This window comes from Dyella sp. (assembly GCF_036568765.1).
In the GTDB taxonomy this organism is placed as follows: domain Bacteria; phylum Pseudomonadota; class Gammaproteobacteria; order Xanthomonadales; family Rhodanobacteraceae; genus GSA-30.
Genome location: NZ_DATCRY010000204.1, coordinates 14,296 through 37,598 on the forward strand (window position 1 = coordinate 14,296; position 23,303 = coordinate 37,598).

Here is a 23,303-nt window from a genome sequence, read left to right on the forward strand (position 1 = left end):
CATGAAGTTGTTTATTCACTTCCGCATCTGGGCGATCCCGACTTTCAGGGATCGCCTTCAGGATGAACCAACGTTCTTCGATGTGGAACCTTCGCTTCAATTCGACACACGCTACTTCTTGGTGGGACGCGACCAACCGACAAGCGTCGCTTGCCTTGCCCGGGCGAGAGTCAGCTGTCCTTCGGGAGCGTCTTTGGTAATGACCGATCCCGCACCGATCGTCGCCATGGCACCTACGGTCACCGGCGCGACCAACGCGCTGTTGGATCCGATAAAAACACCGTCCTCGATGCGAGTGACGAACTTGTTCACTCCGTCGTAGTTGCAGGTAATCGTGCCCGCACCGACATTGACATGACGACCGATGACCGCGTCGCCGATGTAGCTGAGGTGATTGGCCTTGCTGTTTTCGCCGATGCTGGATTTCTTCACTTCGACGAAGTTGCCGACGTGGACGCCGCTGGCCAGTTCGGTACCGGGACGCAGGCGCGCGAATGGGCCGATGATGCAAGGACCGTGCGTCACCGCACCCTCGATATCGCAATGTGCCTGCACTACCGTACCGGCGGCGAGACGGACATTCTTCAGACGGCAGAATGGTCCGATACGGACATCGTCGCCCAGCTCGACATCGCCTTCCAGCACCACATCGATATCCAGCTCCACATCGCGACCGGCAGTCACCTTGCCGCGCACGTCCAGGCGCGCCGGATCGGCGATACGCACCCCCTCTTCGGCCAGCGTGCGAGCGGCGCGCTGGCGATGCTGCGCTTCCAGCTCCGCTAACTGCCAAGGGTTATTGGCACCCGCGGCCTCGACAGGATCGGCGCACTCCACGCTGAGAGCCGGGTGACCTTCCGCTGCGGCCATGGCGAAGATATCCGTCAGGTAATACTCGCCTTGGGCGTTATTTCGTTCCAGCCTGCCTAGCCAGCGTCGCAAGGACGCCGCATCGACGGCGAGAATGCCGGTGTTGATCAGGTTGACTGCCCGCTGGTTGTCGTTGGCGTCCTTCTCCTCCACGACAGCACGCACATGCCCGCTGTCGTCTCCCAGCACGCGACCGTAGCCATGCGGATTGGCCAGGCGCGTAGTGAGCAAGGCGAGCGAGACCGGGCTTTGCACCAATTGATGCAGGGTCTGCGCGCGGGTCAGCGGCACATCGCCATACAGCACCAGCACGCGCGCACGGTCGGGAATGGCTTCCATGGCTTGCTCGACCGCATGCCCGGTACCCAGCTGCTGGGCCTGCAGTGCCCAGTGCAGATCCGCCTGGCCGGCAAACGCACCGCGCACCTGCTCGCCATGGTGGCCATACACCACGTGGATGGCATCGGGCCGCAGGGTACGCGCCGCTTCGATCACATGTCCGAGCAAGGGGCGTCCGGCCAAGGGCATCAGCACCTTGGCCAGCTTCGACTTCATGCGCTTGCCTTCGCCGGCAGCGAGGATCACGACATGCAGCGGAGCAGAATTCATGATGGGCGTTCCCTATGCGGCGATGACGACATCATAGCGGACGCTCAGCCACCGGCTTCGCGGTCCTCGGTACGGGTGACGGCCCGGCCGTCACGGCATTCGAAGTGAAAGGAATAGTTGAGACTGAAGGGCCGGGTTTCGCTCTTGGCATCGTGCTGTTCGCCGTTGGCGTCGGCAGTCCAGTACCGGATCACCAGGGGGTTGAACTCCCATTGCTTCAACGCTTCGCGCACCGCCTGCATGAACAGCTTACGTTCGGCATCGGCCTGCGCTTCGCCGGCCATGCGCACCTCGCTGGTCTTGCCATCGGTGTCGACGATGACCTGGGCTTCGATATCGACCGGTGCGGGGCAGCTTGCCAAGAGACTGGACGGGTAGATCGCATCGACACGCTGGAACGGCGAGCCCCCGCTCCCCGTCTGTCCCATGGCGAGTTGGTAGTGCTCTACGCCCGCATCGGTCTTTTCTTGCCAACTGCTGCTGCCTTGGTGGCTAGGTGCTGGCGCGGTTGGCTTGGTGGGGGCCTGGGTGCAGCCGGCTGTCAGGAACAACAACAGGGCCACGTAGCAGAAGCGCTTCATGTGGATTCGGTATCGGGGTGGGGATAGTGCAGGATGCATGGGAGGGGCGGCTTGGAGCAAGAGCCCTCTCATTCCAACCCGCTCCCCCGGCGGCCAGGGGAGAGAGCCGTCCGCGCAGGAGGGAAACACTGCGGCGGCTCGCCCCGGTGCGCTCCCGCTCCCCTGGTTTCGCCGGGGGAGCGGGTTAGGGTGAAGGCTCTTGCCCGCAACAAACAAAAACGCCGGCACAGAGCCGGCGTCTTGGCAAGACATCGAATCTCAAGCCATCAATGCTTGAGGTTCTTGCGCAAACGCTCCAGCGCCTGCAACTGCGCCAGCGCCTGGGCCAGCTTGGCCTGGGCTTCGGCGATGTCTTCGGCGTCCGTGCGATTGGCCAGGGCGTCCTCGGCTTCCTTCTTGGCGCGCTGGGCTGCGGCTTCATCCAGGTCAGCAGCGCGCGCCGCGGTGTCGGCCAGCACGGTGACGACCTGCGGCTGCACTTCGAGGATGCCGCCCGATACCCAGAACTGCTGACGCTCGCCGTTAGCCAGCACCACGTCGACGTGACCAGGCTTCAAGCGGGTGATCAGGGGCGCGTGGCGCGGTGCAATGCCCAGCTCGCCCATCTCGCCGGTGGCGACGACGAGGGTCGCGTCGCCGTGAAAGATCTCGGCTTCGGCGCTGACGATGTCGACTCGCAGGGTATGGCTCATGAGGGTGTTCCGATACGTTTGAAGCAGTGGTGGTAGAGCAGTCGATGCTTATCGACTGCCCCGGGTGCCATCACAGGATCAGGCAGCCTTCTTGGCGCCCATTTCCTCGCCCTTCTTGATCGCTTCGTCGATGCCGCCGACCATGTAGAACGCCTGCTCCGGCAGGTGATCCACTTCGCCTTCCACGATCATCTTGAAGCCGCGAATGGTTTCCTTCAGCGTGACGTACTTGCCCGGCGCGCCGGTGAACACTTCGGCCACATGGAACGGCTGCGAGAAGAAGCGCTCGCACTTACGCGCGCGGTACACCACCTGCTTGTCTTCTTCGGACAGTTCGTCCATGCCGAGAATGGCAATGATGTCCTTCAATTCCTTGTAACGCTGCAGCATGCCCTGCACCTTGCGCGCCACTTCGTAGTGCTCGGTGCCGACCACGTTCGGGTCGAGCTGGCGGCTGGTGGAATCCAGCGGATCCACGGCCGGGTAGATACCCAGCGAAGCGATGTTACGTGACAGCGTAACGGTCGAATCCAAGTGCGCGAAGGTGGTCGCCGGCGACGGGTCGGTCAGGTCGTCCGCGGGCACGTACACGGCCTGGATCGAGGTGATCGAACCGGTCTTGGTCGAGGTGATGCGCTCTTGCAGCACGCCCATTTCCTCGGCCAACGTCGGCTGGTAACCCACTGCCGACGGCATACGGCCGAGCAGCGCGGACACTTCGGTACCGGCCAGCGTGTAGCGATAGATATTGTCGACGAAGAACAGCACGTCACGACCCTTGCCGTGCTCATCCTTTTCGTCACGGAAGTACTCGGCCATGGTCAGGCCGGTCAGGGCGACGCGCAGACGGTTGCCCGGCGGCTCGTTCATCTGGCCGTACACCATCGCGACCTTCGACTCCGGCAGGTTGTCCAGCTTCACGACGCCGGCATCCTGCATTTCATGATAGAAGTCGTTACCTTCGCGGGTACGCTCACCCACGCCAGCGAACACCGACAGGCCCGAATGCTGGGTCGCGATGTTGTTGATCAGCTCGAGCATGTTCACGGTCTTGCCAACGCCGGCACCGCCGAACAAGCCGACCTTGCCGCCCTTGGCGAACGGGCAAACCAGGTCGATCACCTTGATGCCGGTCTCCAGCAGCTCGTTGGCCAGCGCCTGGTCGTCGTACGACGGCGCTTCGCGGTGGATGACCCAATGGTCTTCGGCGTCGATCGGGCCGACTTCGTCGATCGGGCTGCCGAGCACGTCCATGATGCGGCCGAGGGTCGCCTTGCCGACCGGCACCTTGATGCCTTCGCCGGTATTGCGCGCGATGAGGCCACGCTTGAGGCCGTCGGTCGAGCCGAGGGCGATCGTACGGACGACGCCGTCACCCAGCACCTGCTGCACTTCCAGCGTGATCTGCGTGCCGTCGATCTTCAGCGCGTCGTAAACCTGCGGCACCTGGTCACGTGCGAATTCCACGTCGATTACCGCGCCGATGATCTGTACAACTTTGCCCTGGCTCATTTGAGAACTCCGGATTTATTTCGATTCTTTGGTCAGGCAGCGGTTGGGGATCGCGCCGTGACGAGTTAATTAGGGATCGCGGATCAAACCGCCGCCGCGCCGCCCACGATCTCAGAAATTTCCTGGGTGATCGCGGCCTGACGGGCCTTGTTGTAACTGAGCGTCAGCTCGCCGATCACCTTGCTGGCATTGTCCGACGCGGCCTTCATCGCCACCATGCGCGCGGCATGTTCGCTGGCAAGATTTTCCAGGACGCCCTGGTACACCACCGACTCGATATAGCGGCCAAGCACGTATTCCAGCACCGTGGCGGCATCGGGTTCGTAGATGTAATCCCAATCGTGGGCCTGCTCGAGCTTGAGTCCGGCAACGGGGTAATTCGGTGTGCTCTTATTGTCGCCTTCGGTTGCCTGCAGTTCGGCGGCAACCAGCGGCAGCGGCAGCAAGGCTTCGATCGACGGCTTCTGCGTCATGGTGTTGACGAAGTCGTTGTAAGCCAGGAACACACGATCGAGCTTGTTGGCCGAGTAGGCATCCAGCACGACTTTGATCACACCGATCAGTTGCTCGATCTTGGGTTTTTCGCCCAAGTGCGTTGCGCTGCCGATCAGGTTGATGCCACGAATGCGACGGAAGAACTGCACAGCCTTCTGGCCGATGGCCAGCACGTCGACTTCGGCACCCTTGCCCTGCCATTCGCGGATCGCCGGAATCAGGCGACGGAACAGGTTGGAGTTCAGGCCGCCGCACAGGCCGCGATCGGTGGAGACCACCACGAAGGCCACACGAGTGACCTTCTCGCGCTCGATCAGGAACGGATGGCTGAAGTCGGTACTGGCCTGGGCGATGTGCGCGATCACCTTGCGCATCTGGCGCGCGTAGGGCCGCGACGCCTTCATCAAATCCTGCGCCTTGCGGATCTTCGAGGCCGAGACCATTTCGAGCGCACGCGTCACCTTACGCATGTTCTGCGTGCTCTTGATCTTGGTTTTGATTTCGCGTCCGCCTGCCATTTCTTCTCGCTCGCTCGCTTGTTAGGTCGCGCCTTCGGCGCTGTGAGGAGTGAGGGGAGTGCCCGGCTTCGCCGGACCGGTGGAAAAAGCCGAGGCTTTTCTCCTGCCCCCTAACTCCTCACTGCTTTTGACTTACCAACTACCCGTCTTCTTGAACTCATCCAGACCCGACTTGAACACGCCTTCGATATCGTTGTTCCAGTCACCGGTGGCGACGATCTTCTTCATCAGTTCGCCCTGGGTCTGGTGGAAGAAGGCATGCATGCCCTTCTCGAACGCCAGCACCTTGTTCACCGGCAGATCGTCCAGGTAGCCCTTTTCAGCGGCATACACGGACAGCGCCAGCTCGGCGATGGACAGCGGCGCGTACTGCGACTGCTTCATCAGCTCGGTCACGCGCTGGCCGCGGTCCAGCTGGGCACGGGTGGCCGGGTCGAGGTCGGAGGCGAACTGCGCGAACGCGGCCAGCTCGCGGAACTGCGCCAGGGCCAGCTTCACGCCACCGGACAGCTTCTTGACGATCTTGGTCTGGGCCGAACCGCCCACGCGCGATACCGAGATACCGGCGTTCACGGCCGGACGGATACCGGCGTTGAAGAGGTCGGTTTCCAGGAAGATCTGGCCGTCGGTGATCGAGATCACATTGGTCGGAACGAACGCCGAGACGTCGCCGGCCTGGGTCTCGATAATCGGCAGTGCGGTCAGCGAACCGGTCTTGCCCTTCACTTCGCCGTTGGTGAACTTCTCGACGTACTCCTCGGACACGCGAGCGGCGCGCTCGAGCAGACGCGAGTGCAGGTAGAACACGTCGCCAGGATAGGCTTCGCGGCCCGGCGGGCGCTTGAGCAGCAGCGAGATCTGACGGTAGGCCACGGCCTGCTTGGACAGATCGTCATAGATGATCAGCGCGTCTTCGCCGCGGTCACGGAAGTATTCGCCCATGGCGCAACCGGCGTACGGCGCGATGTACTGCAGCGCAGCCGACTCGGAAGCCGAAGCCACGACGACGATGGTGTTGGCCAGCGCGCCGTTCTCTTCGAGCTTGCGCACGACGTTGGCGATCGACGAGCGCTTCTGGCCGATCGCGACGTAGATGCACTTAATGCCGGAATCTTTCTGGTTGATGATCGCATCGATGGCCAGCGCGGTCTTGCCGGTCTGACGGTCGCCGATGATCAGCTCGCGCTGACCGCGGCCGATCGGAATCATCGAGTCGACCGACTTGTAACCGGTCTGCACCGGCTGGTCGACCGACTTACGCCACACCACGCCCGGCGCGACCTTTTCGATCGGCGAGCTGGTCTTGGCATGGAGCGGCCCCTTGCCGTCGATCGGGTTACCCAGCGAGTCGACCACGCGGCCAAGCAGCTCCGGACCGGTCGGCACTTCGAGGATGCGGCCGGTCGTCTTGGCGATGTCGCCTTCCTTCAAATGCTGGTATTCGCCCAGCACCACGGCGCCGACGGAATCGCGCTCCAGGTTCAGGGCCAGCGCGAAGGCGCCGCCCGGCAGCTCGATCATTTCGCCCTGCATCACGTCGGCCAGGCCGTGGATGCGCACGATGCCGTCGGACACGCTGATGATCGTGCCCTCATTACGGGCTTCCGCGCCGAGCTTGAACTGCTCGATGCGGCTCTTGATCAGTTCGCTGATCTCGGACGGATTGAGGGTGGTGCTGGACATAGGTCGTTATCCCTTGGGTTTGCGCCGCATTTAACGGCACCCGCTGATTTGAATCTTGGTCAGTGCGTCAACGCGCTGGCGAGCCGCTCAAGGCGACCGCGCGCGGAGCCGTCGATCACTTCGCTGCCGGTGTCGATCACTACACCGCCCAGCAGCGAGGCATCGACCTGGGTTTCCAGTTCGATCTCGCGCTTGAAACGGCGCTTCAGCGAAGTTTTCAGTTGTTCGGTCTGCGTGGCATCCAGAGCCATGGCACTGGTCACCTTGACCAGTAGTTGCGACTCGGCGTCACGCTTGTAGGTTTCGTACAGCGCGTCGATTTCCGGCAGCAGCGCAAGGCGGCCGTTGTCGGCCAGCTCGCCCAGGAACGCGGCGAATGGAGACTTGGCGTCCATACCCTGCGGCAGGTGCAATGCCACGAGCTGTTCCGGCAGCACGCGCGGATCGTTGACGAGCTGGACCACGCGCGCGTCCTTCGCCACTTCGGCAGCGAAGGTCAACGCATGTGCCCACTCGCCAAGCGCGCCGGCAGCGCGCGCCACTTCGAAAGCGGCACGCGCATATGGACGGGCGAGAGTGATGGCCTGGGACATGGCTTAGATCTCGGCGGCGAGTTGGTCGAGCATGGCCTTGTGAGCCGACGCATCGATTTCGCGCTGCACGATCTTTTCCGCGCCCTGCACCGCCAGACGACCCACCCAGCCACGCAGCTCTTCGCGAGCGCGCTGCTGCATGCTGATGACTTCTTCGGCAGCCGCCGCTTTCACGCGAGCGGCTTCCGCCACTGCATCGGCATGAGCCTTCTCGACGATCTGATTCGCCTGCTGCTGCGCCTTCTCGATGATCTCCGAAGCCTGCAGGCGAGCCTGCTTGACCTCGGCGGCAGCCTTGGCGTCGGCATCCTTCAGCTCGGCGCGCGCGCGCTCGGCCGCGGCCAGACCCTCGGCAACCTTTTTCTGGCGCTCTTCAATCGCATGATTGAGCTGTGGCCAGATGAACTTGGTGGTGAACCAGACCAGGATGGCAAACGACACCATCTGGCCCAGGAAAGTCAGATTGATATTCATGACCTTTCCAAAAACTCCGTAACGCGTGGGACCGCCGGTTCGCCGCGGTCAACAGACCGCGGCGACATATCGCGCTCGCTACTAAAAATTAGTGAGCGAAGTTGGCGATGACCTGCGCGGTCAGCGGGTTCGAGAACGCAAACAGCAATGCCACGGCCAAGCCGATGATGAACGCCGCGTCGATCAGGCCAGCCAGCAGGAACATGCGACCCTGCAGCAGCGGAACCAGTTCCGGCTGACGGGCAGCGGACTCGAGGAACTTCGAACCCATGATGGCGATGCCCAAGCAAGCGCCCAGCGCACCCAGACCGATGATGACGCCGATGGCGATCGCGGTCATGCCCTGCACATGGGAAATGAGTTCGGCGAGGTTCATAGTGTTCTCCTGTGAATCGGTATTAGAGGTTGTTAGATGTAGATGAAGCGAAATCGGGGCAAAAATGCTTAGTGATGTTCACGCGCCGTCGCGATATAGACGATGGTGAGCATCATGAAGATGAACGCCTGCAGCAGGATGATCAGAATGTGGAAGATCGCCCACGCCGTGTTGAACAGCACGCCTGGCAGGAAGCTGATCCAGCCGGCGAACAGTCCGGCGATCAGCATGAACACCAGCTCGCCGCCGTACATATTGCCGAAGAGTCGCATGGCTAGCGATACCGGCTTAGACAAGTATTCGATGATGTTCAAGCCGAGATTGGCCGGAACCAGGATCAGCTTGACGATCGGGTTATGCGCATGGAACGGCGCAGTGACCAGCTCCTTGCCGAAACCTAACGTACCCTTCGCCTTCATTCCGTGCGCCAGCACGATGAAAAACACCGACAGAGCCAATCCGATCGTGGTGTTGATGTCGGCCGTGGGTACCCAGCGGAAGAAAGTCTGATGCATGACTTCTTCGCCGGCGACGGTCTTCACGGCAATGCCCGGAGCGTCCAGCGGCAGGAGGTCCATCGCATTCAGGAACGTGACCCACATGAAGATGGACAGTGCCAGCGGCGTCACCGTGCGGCGATCGCCGTGGAAGGTGTCCTTCACCTGGGTGTCCACGAACTCGACGATCAGCTCGACCAGGGCCTGGCCCTTCGACGGCACACCGGAAGTGGCCTTGCGGGCCTTGAGCCAGAACCACACGCAGAACAGCGCACCCAACACGAAAGACACCACCAGCGAATCGAGGTGGATCTTCATGAACGAGCTATCACCCAGGCTCACCACATTGTGGTGCAGGTGATGCTGGATGTATTCGGTTAGACCGCCTTGCGGCTCACTCGCCATGTCTCAACCCTTGAATCTAAACGCCAGCAGATTTATTGCGTACGCAGCCACCAGCCCCGTTATGGCGGCCAGTGGCGGCAGCTTGTATGGACCCAGGATGATGACCAGTCCCCCGATGATCGCCATCCATTTCAAAACCATGCCCGACAGCAGGCGTCCCATCGTCAAGCCGCCACCGCCCAACCCCGCGAAGGTTCGCGCTGCCAGCAGCGCGGTACCCAGCGCCACGATGCCGGCGCCCGCAGCGCCCGCCAGTGCATCGCGGAGCCCCTGCGTCAGAAAGGCGATTCCCACAAGAGCCGCCATCAGCAGCTGCAGCAACACGATGCGCAGCGCAAGACGACGTCCGGAGGCAAGACTGTTGAGCACGTGTGATTCCCGCGCGGCTTCGCTGTAAGCGGCACCGCTCCGGCTTTCGGGGCACGGTCCAATCTATAAAAGTATATCAGTCGGCTCTTTGGGCCGACAAGCCGACGACCGCCGAATCCTGTGTGCGAGCGCAAGAAAAAACCGGACCCTTGCGGGCCCGGTTTTTCGTAGCGCACAGCCGTGAGTGGGCGCGGCTTACTTGGTCGCGGCAGCTGCGGCCTTCTTGACGGCAGCCACCGGAGCGGCGACGGCGTCGTTCGCAGCTTGCTGCTGTTCTTGCACCAGGGCACCCAGGGACTCGGCGGTCTTCTGCGTCACGGCAAAGATCTCCTGGGTCACGGACACAGCACGCTCGGCGTTCTGACGACCCAGATTGGCGCCCTTTTCCCACAGGGTGCGCAGGCCTTCGGCGTCACGGGTTTCCAGTACGTCGGTGATGAATTCGCCGGTGGCCTGGGCGTGCTTTTCCAGCGCGGCCAGCTGCAGCTCGGCGACCTTCTCCAGCCCCTTCAGGGCCAGCGAATGCGCCTTGAAAGCGCTATCGGCCAGCTGCTTGGTGTAGGCAAAAATCTGGGTGTTGAGTTGCTGCGTCATAGCTTGGGTCCCTCGGCGGGAATTTTGGTAGTGCGCCTAGGCTACCCAAGCTTTTTGTGCAATGCAATATATTTTTTGTGAAGGCGCGGACCTGCGTCACATTACGCTTGTATTTCAATGCTTAGCGTCTTAGCACGTTTTACCGCGTCGCGTCAAAAGCTGTCGCGACTACAACTTGCCCCCGAGGTACAGGTCTCGTGCACTACAACCCTGTCCAGCCCCGGCAGATCGGGTTGCAGGCGCTGGAAAATCCAGCGGGCAAGCATTTCGCTGGTCGGGTTCTCCAGTCCCTCGACGTCGTTGAGATAGTGATGATCCAGCCGGTCGAACAAGGGCGCGAAGGCCGCCTTGACGTCGGCAAAGTCCATTACCCAGCCCAGGGTCGGGTCCGGCTCGCCACGGACATGGATCTCGATGCGGAAGGAGTGTCCGTGCAGACGGGCGCACTTGTGCCCCTCGGGCACGTTAGGCAGCCGATGCGCCGCCTCGATTTGAAAGACTTTGAAGATGTGCATAACCCGTCATTCTAATGCAGAGGTCCGTGCGACTCGCATCCAGGAGCGATTTCTGAAAGAAAGCCCGGTATCGGCAAAGCTAGCGTGGAGCCGCCCTCATACTCAGGAAAGCCCGTGCAACTCGTTGGACAGCCCACCGGGAGCGTCATCAGCCTCCATGCAATCGACCCCTCAACGACATGCAACCTGCCCGACTTCGGCCTGCTGTTCCCGCTTCGCTGCCATGCGCCATTCGAAACCGTCACGCATGCCATCAGCTATCCCCGATATCCCCAGGTCGGCACGATAGTCTGCGCAGAGCGGCTAGCCGAAGCCAAGGGCGCGATGCAGCGACTCGCCGAGCACGTCATGCCGTGCTTTTTCCACGAGCGAGACGGGATTGGCTACTCGGGCGAAACGATCCGGCTCAACCTGGCGCCGCACCAGTTAAGCGAGGCTTATGGCGAACTGCTGGCCGAGTTGTTCTCGCCCGTCTCGCCATTTCGCTTGTTCACGATGCTCAACCCGCTTCAGAACGGCCCCGACGTTAACGCCGCCCAGGGCGGGCAAATCGTCTTTTATGTCGACCAAGGTGCCGACGGCGTCGCCGCGCGCCAGTGGCTGGACCGAGTCTCCGAGCGCCTCGATCGCGCCGGGATCGGTGTCGGCGCTCCTTCGAAGGGCGATACACCTTTCGGTCGCTATGCGTCATACAGCAAGGGAGCAGGCAACGGCGCCAGGGACCAGACCCGGTTTCACGAAGATCTGATACGAACAGACGCAGCCATGGAAGCCGGCGGAGAGAAGTAATGGTGGCTAGAGGCGGGATCGAACCGCCGACCTCAGCATTATGAGTGCCGCGCTCTGACCAGCTGAGCTACCTAGCCACGAAGACCTGTGAACGCCGGATGCTGGAGGTTCCGGCGCGAGGGCGCGGCAGTTTAGTCGGATCGGCGATGGCGTTCAAGCCCGTTGCTTGCCGACGCTTCGGACGCTGTGGTTGAATCGGCCACGGGCCAGGCTCCATATAGCCTATGCAGGGCGCTCCGGTCCAAGGAGACGAACATGATTGATGTCGATGGCTACCGTCCGAATGTGGGGATCGTTCTGCTTAATGCAGACGGCCGCCTGTTCTGGGCGCGTCGCGTCAATCGCGATGGCTGGCAGTTCCCCCAGGGGGGCATGCGCAGCGACGAAACACCGCTCGAAGCGATGTATCGGGAGCTCAGGGAAGAAACCGGCCTGGACCCGCAACACGTCGAGGTCCTGGGCAGCACCCGCGGCTGGCTGCGCTACAAGCTGCCGCATCGCTATGTACGCCATCACCAGCACCCTACCTGCATCGGCCAGAAGCAGGTCTGGTTCTTGTTGCGCCTGGTCGGCGGCGAAGAGTCGCTCTGCCTGAACGCGTGCGACAAGCCCGAATTCGATATCTGGCGCTGGGTGGATTTCTGGTACCCCGCCGCCCATGTGGTGAACTTCAAGCGCGAGGTCTACGAGCGCGCTCTGCGGCAGTTCGCCCCCGTCGTGGAAACCCTGCTCAGCATCCATTTGGGCAATCAGCCACGGCGGCACGCAGAAGAGGAACTGCCCGGACAGCCGGCTAATGGCGGAGCGGCGCGCCGGGCCTGAACACATGCCCAGGGCACTGGCGGATCGTTCAGCAACTCTAGTTGACAATCATTCGCATTCGCGTTCTTATACGCGCCATGTACATATGCCTCTGCAATGCCGTCACCGACCATGACATCCGCCGCGCCGCGGCCGATGGCGTGCACAGCTTTGCCGAACTGCAGGCTCGCACGGGCTGCTCCGACTGCTGCGGCTGCTGTGAACAGGAAGCGCGCAGCACGCTCGATCACGCGGTAACCCAAGTGCTAAGCCAGCTACCTATCGTCGCCGTTGGCTAAGCCTGGCATCTGCGTCGATCGACAAGCCGCGCCCACGCGCGGCTTTTTTGTTTTCGCAGCAGCGAACCATTTCCATTTGCGTTCCGACATCAAAGCGCCCAAATGCGTATAGTCCGGCGCCGTACCCGCTCAACCCGCTAGGAGACTTGCCATGAAAGGCGACGCCAAGGTCATCGAGTTCCTCAATAAGGTGCTCTACAACGAACTGACCGCGATCAACCAATATTTCCTGCATTACCGGATGTTCAAGGACTGGGGCTACGGCGAGTTGGCCGAGCACGAGTACAAGGAATCGATCGAAGAGATGAAGCACGCCGATCACCTGATCGAGCGCATCTTGTTCCTCGATGGCCTGCCCAATCTGCAGCACCTGGGCAAGTTGCGTATCGGCGAGAACCCGCTGGAGTGCATCCAGGGCGATCTCGATCTCGAAATGGCAGCGGTCAAAGACTTGCGCGAAGCGATCGCCTACAGCGAGGGCATCGCGGACTACGTCAGTCGCGATCTGTTCAAAGGCATCCTGCACGATGAGGAAGAGCATATCGACTGGCTTGAGACGCAGCAGAGCCTGATCAAGGACATCGGCGCCGAGCGCTACTTGCAGAGCAAGATCGACAGCTAAAACTTCACGTCCGCTCCGCACGGACGTTGTGGACGGGCGCACGGCCCGTCCACGTTTACACCTCATTTCCTTGACGCTGGCATCACGCGGGGGCTATACCGGTGTTTTCTCCCGGGTAGTACGCATGGGCTCCAGACCCCCGCCGCGATTCGTGGTGCGCCAGCACGACGAAGCTCAGCAGCGCCGCCGCCTTTATTGGCTGGCCGGCGGCTGGGTGGCGAGCGTAGCCCTCACCGCACTCATTGCCGCCGCGTTGGCCGGCCACAGCACACCTGCCGCGGTGGACAAGCGCCAAGTGCGCGAGCTGACCGCGCAGAACGAAGACCTCAAGCAGCAATTGGCCAATGCGCAGCGCGCTCAGCAGGTCAACGAGATTGCGGCGAAATCGGTCCAGTCCACCCTCACCGAGCGCGAAGAAGAAATCAATGGCCTGCGCGCAGACCTCGGCTTTTACTCGCGGCTGATCGGCGGGGATGCCCAACGCCAAGGCTTGCGCGTGCAAGAGCTCAGGCTCAAGCCCGTCACCGACGCGCCGCACGCCTGGAACATTGCCCTCAGCCTGACCCAAAGCGCCAAACGCGGTGACGAAGTCACCGGCAAGCTCTTAATCAGCGTAGACGGCCTGCGTGGCGACAAGGTCGTGCAACTGGACTGGCCAGCCCTGGGCGATGCCGCTCAGAAAGACGGCATGCCTTTCCGCTTCAAATACTTTCAACAATTACATGCCACCTTTGTGTTGCCGGCCGACTTCAAGCCGACACGCCTGCATGTGAAGGTCCAGCCCGACGGAGATACCGCGATAAACCACACCGTGAGCTGGGCCGACGCTCTGGCCGGCAACCTGACCTCAGTCCAGGGAGACAAAGATGCTCAACCGTAACAAGCGCACCGAGCGCCCGGCTCATACGCCCCATACCGATACCAGCCTGATCGCCCGCGGTACGGTCATTCACGGCGACTTGCGCTTCAGCGGCGCACTGCACCTGGATGGGTGCATCGAGGGCGCGGTGCTGGCCGACGGTGCCGACGCGGTCTTCACCTTGAGCGAGCACGGCCAGGTCCGCGGCGAGATCCGTGTACCGCATGCGGTCATCAACGGCAGCGTCCAGGGCGACATCCATATCAGCGAGCGGCTGGAGCTGGCTCCCGAGGCACGTATCACCGGCGATGTGCATTACCGCAGCCTGGAAATGGCCGCCGGCGCGCAGGTCAACGGCCGCATGAGCCACCAGGAGACCGCCGCGCCGCGCCACGAACTGCCCGCACCCCAGGACACGCCGAATGAAAAGCGCGAGCCGGCATTGGCCTAATCGCGCTATGCTTGCGGGCGCCCAGTAGAAGCCCCATATCCTCCGTATGGAAACCCTCGTCTCTATCCCCGATTACCGCCAAGCCGTGGCACCGCTGGTCTTTACCGACGCGGCCGCGCGCAAGGTGCACGAGCTGATCCTCGAAGAAGGCAACCCCGAGCTCAAGCTCCGGGTGTACATCACCGGCGGCGGCTGCTCGGGCTTCCAGTACGGTTTTACCTTCGACGAGGCCCAGGCCGAAGACGACTTCGCGCTCAGCCGCGAAGGCGTCACCCTGCTGGTCGACCCGCTGTCGCTGCAATATCTCACCGGCGCCGAGATCGACTACGCAGAGAACCTCAGTGGCTCGCAGTTCGTGATACGCAACCCGAACGCGAAGACCACCTGCGGCTGCGGCTCCTCGTTCTCCACCTGACCGGCGCGGCAAGGACGATGACCCTGCCGCGTACCAACACCTTTGCCGGCCTGAGCCTGATCCTCGATCGGCTGGCCGAGCGGCGCGACGAACTCGACTGGATCGCCGAACAAGGTGCGTCGGCCGACGCCCGCTATCTCTTGCTCGACGCCCTGGGCGAAACCTACCTGCTGCCCGACCGCGACGCGTTGCGTTGGCTCAACGCCGACGAACGGCAACTGCTGGCGGATGCGCCGGCGAGTTTTCTCGGCCTTGCACAGGACAAACCGCATTTCCTGCTCGCCGTGGACGATGCCGACCTCGCCCGCGAGCTGGAAACCCAGCTCGGCGCACGCCGCCTGGGGCTGCGTGAAGCGGGGTTGTTGCTGCCGTCCGACGAAGCCGGGCTATTTGCCTACAGCAAAGGCCTGATTCACTGGCAGCGCGAAACGCGCTTCTGCAGCTACTGCGGCTCACCGGTGGTGCTGGTGTCCTCCGGCCATCGTGCCCAATGTACGAATGCCTCCTGCGGGCGCATGCATTTCCCGCGGACCGATGCGGCGATCATCGTCATCGTCGAACACGAAGGCGCCTGCCTGCTCGGCCGCCAAGCCGGCTGGCCGAAGGGCCGCTACTCCACCCTGGCCGGCTTCATCGAGCCGGGCGAATCGCTCGAAGATGCCGTACGCCGCGAAGTCGCCGAAGAATCGGGCGTGATCGTGGGTGAAGTGCACTATCACTCCTCCCAGCCCTGGCCGATGCCGCAATCGCTGATGGTCGGTTTCACCGCCAAGGCGATCGACCCGACCATCCGCCTGCGCGACCGCGAGCTCGAAGACGCGCGCTGGTTCACTCCGCAGCAGATCGCCGACGGCCTGGCCCACGGCAGCTTCGCGGTACCCACCCGATTGTCAGTTTCCTACCAGTTGCTCGCCAGCTGGCTGCGACTGCGCGCCAACATGGACCTGGACGCGATGGTCTGACGATCGTCGCAGCCTCCATGTCTTGATCGCCCGCTACAATGCAGGCGACACCAAGGGAACCTTCGATGGCCGTCAGCCTGCTTACCGCACTGCTTGCACTGGGACTACTGCATTTCGTGCCGCAATTGGCGCACTGGCGCGGCGCGGGCGGCTTGCGGCGCTGGGTTGCGCAACTTGGCGATACCAGCGGTGCCGCCCGGCTGGCCCTTACCCTCATCGTTCCCCTGATCGCCTGCCTGCTGGTCCAGTGGGTGCTCGATCTGTTGCCGCTCGGCGGCCTGCTGCGTCTCGCCTTCGCATGGGTAGTACTGCTGTACTGCATGGGGCCGCGCGCATTCGAAGCCGATCTGGAAACGATCCTGCGCGCACCCGACGGCCCGAGCCGCGAGGCCGCCGCGCAGTCGCTCAGCGATGACGGCGATCCAGTCGCGTGGAATGCACCGGCGTTGGGCGAAGCGGTGGTCTATGCCGCACTGCGCCGCCGGTTCGGCGTGCTGCTTTGGTTCTTCCTGCTCGGACCGACCGGCGCCTTGCTCTACCACCTGGCGCAGACGCTGGGCCGCGATCGCTCGCTGCCGCTGGATACCGATGCACGCGCCGCCGCGTTCTCGCTGGCCAATGTGCTCGACTGGTTGCCGGCGCAGCTGCTGGTGTTCACCCTGGCCCTGGTCGGCCATTGGGATGCCGTACTCGGCGCCTGGCGACGCTGGCACAACCAGGCTGCGCCGGCCAGTTGGTATCGCGAGGGTCCGGGGTTCCTCGGCGCTGCCGCGCGCGCGGACATCCTGATCGATATCGTCGGTGGCGAAGGCTACGCCGAGGACCGCAGCGATCCGATCGCCGAACTGCTGCGCTTGCGCGGCGCCCTGCTGCGCGCGCTCCTGGCCTGGCTCAGCGTCGTGGCGCTGATCGTGCTGGCAGGATGGCTAGGGTGAGATTCCAGGAGTGAGTGAAGAGGAGTGAGAGGTGAGTGCGCTCCGTTCCGATCTTCTCTCACTCCTTACGCCTCACTCGTCACGCCATATCCCCACGCAACACCCTGACTCGCGCTTCGAGCTCTGCCGCACTCGACGCCTCAGGCGAGCGCACGTTATCCACCACCAGCTCTACCCGCGCACGGAAGCGGCGCGGCAGACGCATCGCACGGCGGCGGCTCCACATGCTGCCCCATAGACCGCGCAAAGCCATCGGCACCACCGGCACCGGGCGGCGCGCGAGAACCTTTTCCACGCCGGGCCGGAATGCCGCGATGTCGCCATCGCGGGTCAATCCGCCTTCGGGAAAGATGCATACCGCCTCGCCATCGGCCAATGCGGCATCGATCGCTGCATACGCCGCTTCGAGTACCGCCGGATCTTCCTTGTGGCCGGCGATCGGAATCGCCTTGGCGGTACGGAAAACGAAACGCAGCACCGGAATATTGAAGATCTTGTAATACATCACGAAGCGCACTGGCCTGCGCAGATGCCCCATCAGGATCAGCGGGTCCATGAAGCTGATGTGGTTGCACACGAGCAACACCGGCCCCTCCTCCGGAATTTTCTCGGCCCCGTCCACGCGTGTGCGATACAGCGTGTTGGTCAACACCCAGGTAATGAAGCGCATGATGAATTCAGGCACCAGGGTGAAGATGTATGCCGCCACTGCGATATTCAGTAGCGCGGCGGCGAGGAAGATCTGCGGCGGGCTCAGCCCCAGCAACGACAGCCCGAGGCCAAAGCCGGCGGCCATGCAGATCAGCAAAGCGTTGATGATGTTGTTGCCGGCGATCACCCGCGACAACTGCGCACGCGGCGTACGCGCCTGCACATAAGCAAACAGCGGCACCACGTAGAAGCCCGAGAACATGCCGATCAGGGTTAGGTCCAGCATCACGCGCCAGTTGCCGGCACCTCCGGCGAAGACCTGCCAGCTCTGGTTCTGGATCGGGCTGATGCCATGCCGGGCAAGATAAAGATCGACACCGAAGACGGTCAGGCCGAACGCACCCACCGGCACCAGGCCGATCTCCACGCGTTTGCCCGACAATCGTTCGCACAACAGCGAGCCGATGCCCGTGCCTAGCGAGAACAACGTAAGCACCAGCGTGTTGACGGAACCGTCGCCACCCAGGGTGTAATGCGTGTAATTGGGCAGCTGCGCGACAAGCACGGTACCGAAGAACCAGAACCAGGAAATACCCAGCACTGCGTTGAACACCGCACGATCGGCATGCGTCAGCTTGAGTACGCGCGCGGTTTCGGTCCAGGGATTCCAGCTGAATTTCAGTTCCGGCGCGGTCGCCGGCGCCGGGGGTATCGCGCGGCTGATCGTGTAACCGATCGCCGCCACACCGATGGTCAGCAACGAGGCGGCGATCGGTCCGTAGCCGACAATCAGCATCAGCGCGCTGCCGGCAATCATGCCGATCAGGATCGCCAACTGAGTACCCATTTCCACCAGGCCGTTACCGCCGACCAGTTCTTCGGGTTTGAGCGCCTGCGGCAGGATCGCGTATTTGATCGGCCCGAAGGCAGTCGAGTGCAATCCCATGAGAAACAGCACCACCAGCAGCAAGCTGGTGTGATGCGTGTAAAAGCCGATTGCCGCCAATGCCATCGCGCCGATCTCGAACAGCTTTACATAGCGGATGATGCGCGTTTTCTCGTATTTCTCGGCCAGCTGCCCGGCCATCGCCGAAAACAGGAAAAACGGCAGGATGAACAATGCCGGGGCAAGATTGGTGTAGAGGCCGACCGTGTGCTCGTCCAGACCCATCTGGAAAGCCACCAACATGACCATCGCGTTACGGAACGCGTTGTCGTTGAACGCCCCCAGAGCCTGGGTCCAGAAGAAAGGCGCGAAGCGACGACGACCGAGCAGGGCGAACTGACTCATGCGGATCCTGGCGTGAGGCGACTGGGCTTAGCGTAGCCGGTTGAAGCGGCCTGTGCTTCTTAGCCTGTCGGGCTCCTCCCCTGTCTGATAGGAGGAGCGTCGTAGCTCAGCCGTTTCGCCGCAACGCCCGATGAGCGATATCGCGTCGATAGAACGCACCCTCGAAACGAAGCTTCGATGCGGCCGCATACGCATGCTCGCGTGCTGCGGCAATATCCTTGCCCAGGGCACACACCGTCAGCACTCGCCCACCGGCGGTTACCGCACGGCCTTGCTCGTCCAGCCGCGTGCCGGCATGGAACACCTTGGTGTCCGCGCCAAATGCCGTATCCAGCCCTTCGATGACATCGCCGCCGCGGACCTTGCCCGGATAGCCGCCAGCAGCCACCACCACGCCAAGCGACGGCCGTGGATCCCACTGCGCCTTGACGTCGCTCAAGCGTCCATCCAGCGCAGCCTCGATCAATTCGACGAAATCGGATTTCAGGCGCAGCATGATCGGCTGCGTTTCCGGATCGCCGAAACGCACATTGAATTCGATCACCTTCGGCGCGCCGCTCTTGTCGATCATCAGGCCCGCGTAAAGGAACCCGATAAACGGCGCACCTTCGGCCGCCATGCCACGCAAGGTCGGCTCGATCACTTCCTTGAGGATCCGCTTCTCGATCGCCGGCGTAACGACCGGCGCGGGTGAGTAAGCACCCATGCCACCGGTATTGGGCCCCAGATCGCCATCGTCGCGGCGCTTGTGATCCTGGCTGCTGGCCATCGGCAAGGCGTTCACGCCGTCGCTCATGACGATGTAGCTGGCCTCTTCGCCTTCGAGAAACTCCTCGATCACCACACGCGAGGATGCATCGCCGAACGCATGGGCACCGAGCATGTCATGCAAGGCCAGCTCCGCATCGGCCAGCGTCAACGCCACCACCACGCCCTTGCCCGCAGCCAGCCCATCGGCCTTGATCACGATCGGCGCGCCATGCTGACGCACATAGGCCAGCGCGGGGTTGAGTTCGGTGAAGACGGCATAGCGCGCCGTGGGAATGTTGTGGCGAAGCAGGAAATCCTTGGCGAACGCCTTGCTGCCTTCCAGCTGTGCCGCAATCGCGCGCGGGCCGAAAATACGCAGGTTCGCCTTGCGGAAGCGATCGACCACACCCGCCACCAGCGGCACTTCGGGGCCGACCACGGTCAGGACGATCTTCTCGTCCTTGGCCAGTTTGAGCAGGCCGTCGATATCGGTCACCGCCACATCGGCATTGCGCAAGCCGCGCTCGCGTGCCGTGCCGGCGTTGCCTGGCGCGACAATCACCTCGCTGACGCGCGGCGATTGCTTGAGCTTCCAGGCCAGCGCGTGCTCGCGCCCGCCGCTGCCGATGACCAGGATCTTCATGCTTGCTCCGGAGATAAAACCATTCGGGGGATTACCTATTGTAAGCCACCCGGCATCCCGGCTCCGCCATTTCCACCCACCGGGGCGACTGGTCTCAAATCATGGGGACACGTCAAGTTGCGGGAAGCCGGATCGATAGACTGGCCTCCCTCCCTTGTCGGAAGCGGTTCCATGAACTTGTTCCTGACCATAGCCCTCGTCCATATCGTCGCGTTGATCACGCCCGGACCGGATTTCTTTTTTGTCTCCCAGACCGCGGTCAGCCGCTCACGCCGACAGGCTTTCTTGGGGATCGTGGGCATCACCCTGGGTATAGCCATATGGGCCGCGCTGGCGTTGCTTGGCCTGCAACTGCTGCTGCAGCGGCTCTTCTGGCTGGAGCGCCTGATCACCTTGGCCGGCAGCCTGTATCTGCTATGGATGGGCTTGAAGATGCTGCTCCATACACGCAAGGCGCCAGCGTCCGATAAAGAACCCTGCCCAGCGATCCGGCAAGGCCGACTCCCGACCCTGTGCGCCGGTCTCTTTACCAACCTTGCCAATCCCAAGGCGGTCATTTACTTCGCCAGCGTGTTTTCCGCTTTCCTTGGCGACGGGGTCAGCGGTGTCGAGCGCTGGGGCATCTGGGCCCTGGTGGTGGCAGAAACCTTCCTATGGTTCTGCCTTGTAGCCGCGGTATTCGCCATGCCCGCCATGCGGCGGGGGTATCTGAAGGTGGAGCGCTGGATCGACGGGTTTGCCGGTGCCGTGTTTGTGGCATTTGGCCTGCATCTGCTGTTCGCACCGAAGCGGTGAGATTACTGCGGCAAAGGCTTGCCTTTCGGCCACAGCAACCACAAGCGGCCCGGCTGTTTCATAGCTCCGGCCAACTCGCCCGCCGCATGCCCGGTGCCGAAGAACATATCGGCGCGCACATTGCCCACGATCGCGCCCCCCGTATCCTGGGCGGCCACGGGACGCGCCAGCGCCTCGCCATTCGGCAGCGTGGTGGCTAGCCAGAGCAGGCTGCCCAGCGGCACCGCGCGCGGATCGATGGCGACGCTGTAACCGCCCGTAAGCGGCACGCCCAGGGAGCCCTCCGGACCGGCATCGCTGGCAGGCTTCTGCTTGAAGAACACATAGCTCGGGTTACTGGCGAGCAGCTCGCGCACGCGATCGGGATGAGCTACCGCCCAGGCGCGGATGCTCTGCATGCTTACATCGGCGGCCTTCAATGCCTTTTGCTCAATCAACCAGCGCCCCACCGGCCGATACGGATATCCATTCTGGTCCGCATAGCCAACGCGCAGCTCCTGGCCATCCGGCATGCTTACGCGTCCCGACCCCTGAATCTGCAGAAACTGCAGGTCCATCGGATCCTTCAGCCAGGCAAGCACGGGGGCGTCGACACCGCGATCGGCAATCGAAGCTGCATCGTCGTAGGGCTTCAACACCAAGTGCCCGTCGGCATCGTGAACGATGCGGCCGCGCAGTCGCTTGCGTTTGAGATCCGGGAACACCGAATCCAGTTCCACACGTACCAGATCGCTCGGCACACCATAAATGGGCACATCGGTAGATGCCGACCGCTTGCGACTGCCTGGATAGACAGGCTCGTAGTAACCGGTGATCAGACCGTCGGCCTGCTTGTCCGTACTCACCGCAAATACATCCATATGTGCCGACAGGAACTGGCGGATGTTCGCCGCAGTCATCGGCAGATCGGCGGCGGCCGCGCAAGATTCGCTCCAGACAGGATCTTTACCCAGCTTTGCACATCCGGCCCGCCACGCCGTGAAACCAGCAAGCCACTCCGCATCCGACGATGTCGGAAGCTTGTCCCAACTCACCTGCGTATAAGTGGCGCGCTTAGCCTCCGAAGACGGCTTACCAGGTACTGTTTGGCAGCCGGCAAGCCAGCTTGCTGCAAGTATCAACAGCAGCAGTCGATGCAGCGCTCCGCGTAGAAGCCGAATATCACATCGCGAAAAAAATGCATGTGATGTTTTCATCTTGAAGCCACACCGTAAAGCAGACGCATGTGTTTCGCTTCGACCTTTTTCCACTCTCTTGCCAAGGCTCATAGCTTTCTTCCTGAGTCGTAGGATTCGTCGCGCGAACAAACCATGTAAGCGCATCCGATAGCCGTTGGGTAAAACTATCTCCCAAGCTCATCGCGCGCCAGTGCGAAGCATTTAGAAGGTTATTTCATCGACTCCACAATGAGACAAATCGATGTATCGACCCTCGCATCGGCAGTCATAGCATCGAAGTCGCTCACTCGGCATGACCGATTCGGGCTGCAATTCCGCTCTACTTTGCGATAGGAAAGGAGATTTCGATGAAGACGCTCACGCGGTGCAAAATCAAAACATCCTTGTTCCTCACCCTTTTGGCGACATCCGCTTACAGCGGGTTGTCGCTTGCTCAGGACACGGACCCGGCTACGCCAGTCACACGGATGAGTTACCACGACAATGCCGTGAAGCTGGTCATCCAAAGTTCTGGCTACACGCTTCTGGGAGGATCCTACGAAACCATGAACCAAAGGATTTCCAGCGGCCAGGATCCCGATGGCAAGAACAGCCCGCCGCAGCGTTACGACGTCACCGGGCATGAAGGAAGAATCAGTTTCGAGGTAGGACGGAAAGGGTCGGAACAAGTCGCCGAATGGTTCGCCAAGCGCGTCGGCGGAAACCTCAACACGTTTGGCAAGAATCCCGACAGGTTGAACTTTGCATTCCAGGGCGATCTTTCGCTATCGATCGAGGGTCCAGGACTGGATCCCGACAAGCCCGTCGTCTTGCCGAATATTTTCCTGGCCCAAGGCCATTCGGGCTCCACCAACAACTGGTGGTTTGGCGGTCAAACCTGCATGAAAGTCATCGAATTCGACTCAAATAAAGTCCAGTGCACATCGACAAGCTACCCGTCGATGACGTTCACCTTCATCCGCGGCGATATCAATGCGTCCAAGCGAACACCCATCGATGAAGTCTATGTGTACATAAAGCAGTAATGTCATAAGACGAAAAAGCGCCCGCTCTTAACAGCGGGCATTTTTGTGAAAAAC

Annotated in this window: 27 protein-coding genes and 1 tRNA gene; 11 read left to right on the forward strand and 17 right to left on the reverse strand. The window is 62.1% G+C overall.

What is annotated here, in order from left to right; translation table 11 throughout:
- Positions 1–111: 111 nt before the first annotated feature.
- The 13 genes from glmU to queD all read right to left on the reverse strand — a co-directional run bounded on the left by glmU (position 112) and on the right by queD (position 10,783).
- Entirely contained in the window at positions 112–1,479 is a 1,368-nt protein-coding gene (gene glmU / locus VIM98_RS14340; RefSeq protein ID WP_331993787.1) for a bifunctional UDP-N-acetylglucosamine diphosphorylase/glucosamine-1-phosphate N-acetyltransferase GlmU, read from the reverse strand.
- 44 nt (positions 1,480–1,523) lie between these two features.
- Entirely contained in the window at positions 1,524–2,060 is a 537-nt protein-coding gene (locus tag VIM98_RS14345) for a hypothetical protein (protein ID WP_331993788.1), read from the reverse strand.
- 266 nt (positions 2,061–2,326) lie between these two features.
- Positions 2,327–2,752 (reverse strand): F0F1 ATP synthase subunit epsilon, encoded by a 426-nt coding sequence (locus tag VIM98_RS14350; protein ID WP_331993789.1) that lies wholly within the window; start codon positions 2,750–2,752, stop codon positions 2,327–2,329.
- A gap of 78 nt (positions 2,753–2,830) precedes the next feature.
- The gene (gene atpD / locus VIM98_RS14355; protein WP_331993790.1) at positions 2,831–4,264 is read right to left on the reverse strand and encodes a F0F1 ATP synthase subunit beta; all 1,434 of its coding nucleotides are present in this window, start codon (positions 4,262–4,264) and stop codon (positions 2,831–2,833) included.
- A gap of 83 nt (positions 4,265–4,347) precedes the next feature.
- Positions 4,348–5,277, reverse strand: coding sequence for a F0F1 ATP synthase subunit gamma (gene atpG / locus VIM98_RS14360; protein WP_331993791.1), 930 nt, complete (start codon positions 5,275–5,277; stop codon positions 4,348–4,350).
- Positions 5,278–5,409: 132 nt separating this feature from the next.
- On the reverse strand, positions 5,410–6,960 hold the full coding sequence (atpA, locus tag VIM98_RS14365; RefSeq protein ID WP_331993792.1) for a F0F1 ATP synthase subunit alpha: 1,551 nt from the start codon (positions 6,958–6,960) through the stop codon (positions 5,410–5,412).
- Positions 6,961–7,019: 59 nt separating this feature from the next.
- Positions 7,020–7,553 (reverse strand): F0F1 ATP synthase subunit delta, encoded by a 534-nt coding sequence (locus tag VIM98_RS14370; protein WP_331993793.1) that lies wholly within the window; start codon positions 7,551–7,553, stop codon positions 7,020–7,022.
- Positions 7,554–7,556: 3 nt separating this feature from the next.
- Positions 7,557–8,027: a F0F1 ATP synthase subunit B gene (locus VIM98_RS14375; protein ID WP_331993794.1), complete on the reverse strand. Its 471-nt coding sequence runs from the start codon at positions 8,025–8,027 to the stop codon at positions 7,557–7,559.
- Positions 8,028–8,115: 88 nt separating this feature from the next.
- The gene (atpE, locus tag VIM98_RS14380; protein WP_281850727.1) at positions 8,116–8,403 is read right to left on the reverse strand and encodes a F0F1 ATP synthase subunit C; all 288 of its coding nucleotides are present in this window, start codon (positions 8,401–8,403) and stop codon (positions 8,116–8,118) included.
- A gap of 68 nt (positions 8,404–8,471) precedes the next feature.
- Positions 8,472–9,305 carry a F0F1 ATP synthase subunit A gene (gene atpB, locus VIM98_RS14385; RefSeq protein WP_331993795.1) on the reverse strand — a complete coding sequence of 278 codons (834 nt, stop codon included), beginning with the start codon at positions 9,303–9,305 and terminating at the stop codon, positions 8,472–8,474.
- Positions 9,306–9,308: 3 nt separating this feature from the next.
- A complete protein-coding gene (locus tag VIM98_RS14390) occupies positions 9,309–9,674 on the reverse strand; it encodes a hypothetical protein (protein ID WP_331993796.1) in 366 nt (121 codons plus the stop codon).
- Between the two features lie 195 nt (positions 9,675–9,869).
- Positions 9,870–10,268 (reverse strand): phasin family protein, encoded by a 399-nt coding sequence (locus tag VIM98_RS14395; RefSeq protein WP_331993797.1) that lies wholly within the window; start codon positions 10,266–10,268, stop codon positions 9,870–9,872.
- A gap of 152 nt (positions 10,269–10,420) precedes the next feature.
- The gene (gene queD, locus VIM98_RS14400) at positions 10,421–10,783 is read right to left on the reverse strand and encodes a 6-carboxytetrahydropterin synthase QueD (protein WP_331993798.1); all 363 of its coding nucleotides are present in this window, start codon (positions 10,781–10,783) and stop codon (positions 10,421–10,423) included.
- Between the two features lie 114 nt (positions 10,784–10,897).
- Here queD and VIM98_RS14405 point away from each other — a divergent pair, with 114 nt between their 5' ends.
- Positions 10,898–11,572: a hypothetical protein gene (locus tag VIM98_RS14405; RefSeq protein WP_331993799.1), complete on the forward strand. Its 675-nt coding sequence runs from the start codon at positions 10,898–10,900 to the stop codon at positions 11,570–11,572.
- Here the strand turns inward: VIM98_RS14405 and VIM98_RS14410 are convergent.
- Positions 11,573–11,649 (reverse strand) — tRNA-Met (locus tag VIM98_RS14410).
- Positions 11,650–11,827: 178 nt separating this feature from the next.
- On the opposite strand from VIM98_RS14410, the gene VIM98_RS14415 reads away from it, so the two are divergent.
- The 8 genes from VIM98_RS14415 (at position 11,828) to ampE (ending at position 16,916) form a co-directional block, all read left to right on the forward strand.
- Complete coding sequence (locus VIM98_RS14415; RefSeq protein ID WP_331993800.1) at positions 11,828–12,394, forward strand: RNA pyrophosphohydrolase; 567 nt, start codon at positions 11,828–11,830, stop codon at positions 12,392–12,394.
- 68 nt (positions 12,395–12,462) lie between these two features.
- Positions 12,463–12,672 (forward strand): (2Fe-2S)-binding protein, encoded by a 210-nt coding sequence (locus tag VIM98_RS14420; RefSeq protein WP_414650223.1) that lies wholly within the window; start codon positions 12,463–12,465, stop codon positions 12,670–12,672.
- Between the two features lie 151 nt (positions 12,673–12,823).
- A complete protein-coding gene (gene bfr / locus VIM98_RS14425) occupies positions 12,824–13,294 on the forward strand; it encodes a bacterioferritin (protein ID WP_331993801.1) in 471 nt (156 codons plus the stop codon).
- A gap of 124 nt (positions 13,295–13,418) precedes the next feature.
- The gene (locus tag VIM98_RS14430) at positions 13,419–14,174 is read left to right on the forward strand and encodes a DUF6776 family protein (RefSeq protein WP_331993802.1); all 756 of its coding nucleotides are present in this window, start codon (positions 13,419–13,421) and stop codon (positions 14,172–14,174) included.
- Positions 14,161–14,604 (forward strand): polymer-forming cytoskeletal protein, encoded by a 444-nt coding sequence (locus VIM98_RS14435; protein ID WP_331993803.1) that lies wholly within the window; start codon positions 14,161–14,163, stop codon positions 14,602–14,604. The genes VIM98_RS14430 and VIM98_RS14435 overlap by 14 nt, the downstream gene beginning before the upstream one ends.
- Before the next feature lie 46 nt (positions 14,605–14,650).
- Positions 14,651–15,019: an iron-sulfur cluster insertion protein ErpA gene (gene erpA / locus VIM98_RS14440; RefSeq protein WP_331993804.1), complete on the forward strand. Its 369-nt coding sequence runs from the start codon at positions 14,651–14,653 to the stop codon at positions 15,017–15,019.
- Positions 15,020–15,036: 17 nt separating this feature from the next.
- Positions 15,037–15,981: an NAD(+) diphosphatase gene (gene nudC / locus VIM98_RS14445; RefSeq protein WP_331993805.1), complete on the forward strand. Its 945-nt coding sequence runs from the start codon at positions 15,037–15,039 to the stop codon at positions 15,979–15,981.
- A 65-nt stretch (positions 15,982–16,046) separates the two neighbouring features.
- A complete protein-coding gene (ampE, locus tag VIM98_RS14450; RefSeq protein ID WP_331993806.1) occupies positions 16,047–16,916 on the forward strand; it encodes a regulatory signaling modulator protein AmpE in 870 nt (289 codons plus the stop codon).
- Positions 16,917–16,995: 79 nt separating this feature from the next.
- On the opposite strand, the gene VIM98_RS14455 is transcribed toward ampE, so the two are convergent.
- A complete protein-coding gene (locus tag VIM98_RS14455; RefSeq protein WP_331993807.1) occupies positions 16,996–18,858 on the reverse strand; it encodes an MFS transporter in 1,863 nt (620 codons plus the stop codon).
- 106 nt (positions 18,859–18,964) lie between these two features.
- Positions 18,965–20,251 (reverse strand): phosphoribosylamine--glycine ligase, encoded by a 1,287-nt coding sequence (purD, locus tag VIM98_RS14460; RefSeq protein WP_331993808.1) that lies wholly within the window; start codon positions 20,249–20,251, stop codon positions 18,965–18,967.
- 171 nt (positions 20,252–20,422) lie between these two features.
- Here purD and VIM98_RS14465 point away from each other — a divergent pair, with 171 nt between their 5' ends.
- Entirely contained in the window at positions 20,423–21,046 is a 624-nt protein-coding gene (locus VIM98_RS14465) for a homoserine/threonine efflux transporter (protein WP_331993809.1), read from the forward strand.
- A gap of 2 nt (positions 21,047–21,048) precedes the next feature.
- Here VIM98_RS14465 and VIM98_RS14470 read toward each other — a convergent pair whose 3' ends face one another.
- Positions 21,049–22,206: a murein transglycosylase A gene (locus VIM98_RS14470; protein ID WP_414650224.1), complete on the reverse strand. Its 1,158-nt coding sequence runs from the start codon at positions 22,204–22,206 to the stop codon at positions 21,049–21,051.
- Positions 22,207–22,571: 365 nt separating this feature from the next.
- Between VIM98_RS14470 and VIM98_RS14475 the strand changes: the two genes are divergently transcribed.
- Positions 22,572–23,249: a hypothetical protein gene (locus VIM98_RS14475; protein ID WP_331993811.1), complete on the forward strand. Its 678-nt coding sequence runs from the start codon at positions 22,572–22,574 to the stop codon at positions 23,247–23,249.
- Positions 23,250–23,303 lie beyond the last annotated feature (54 nt).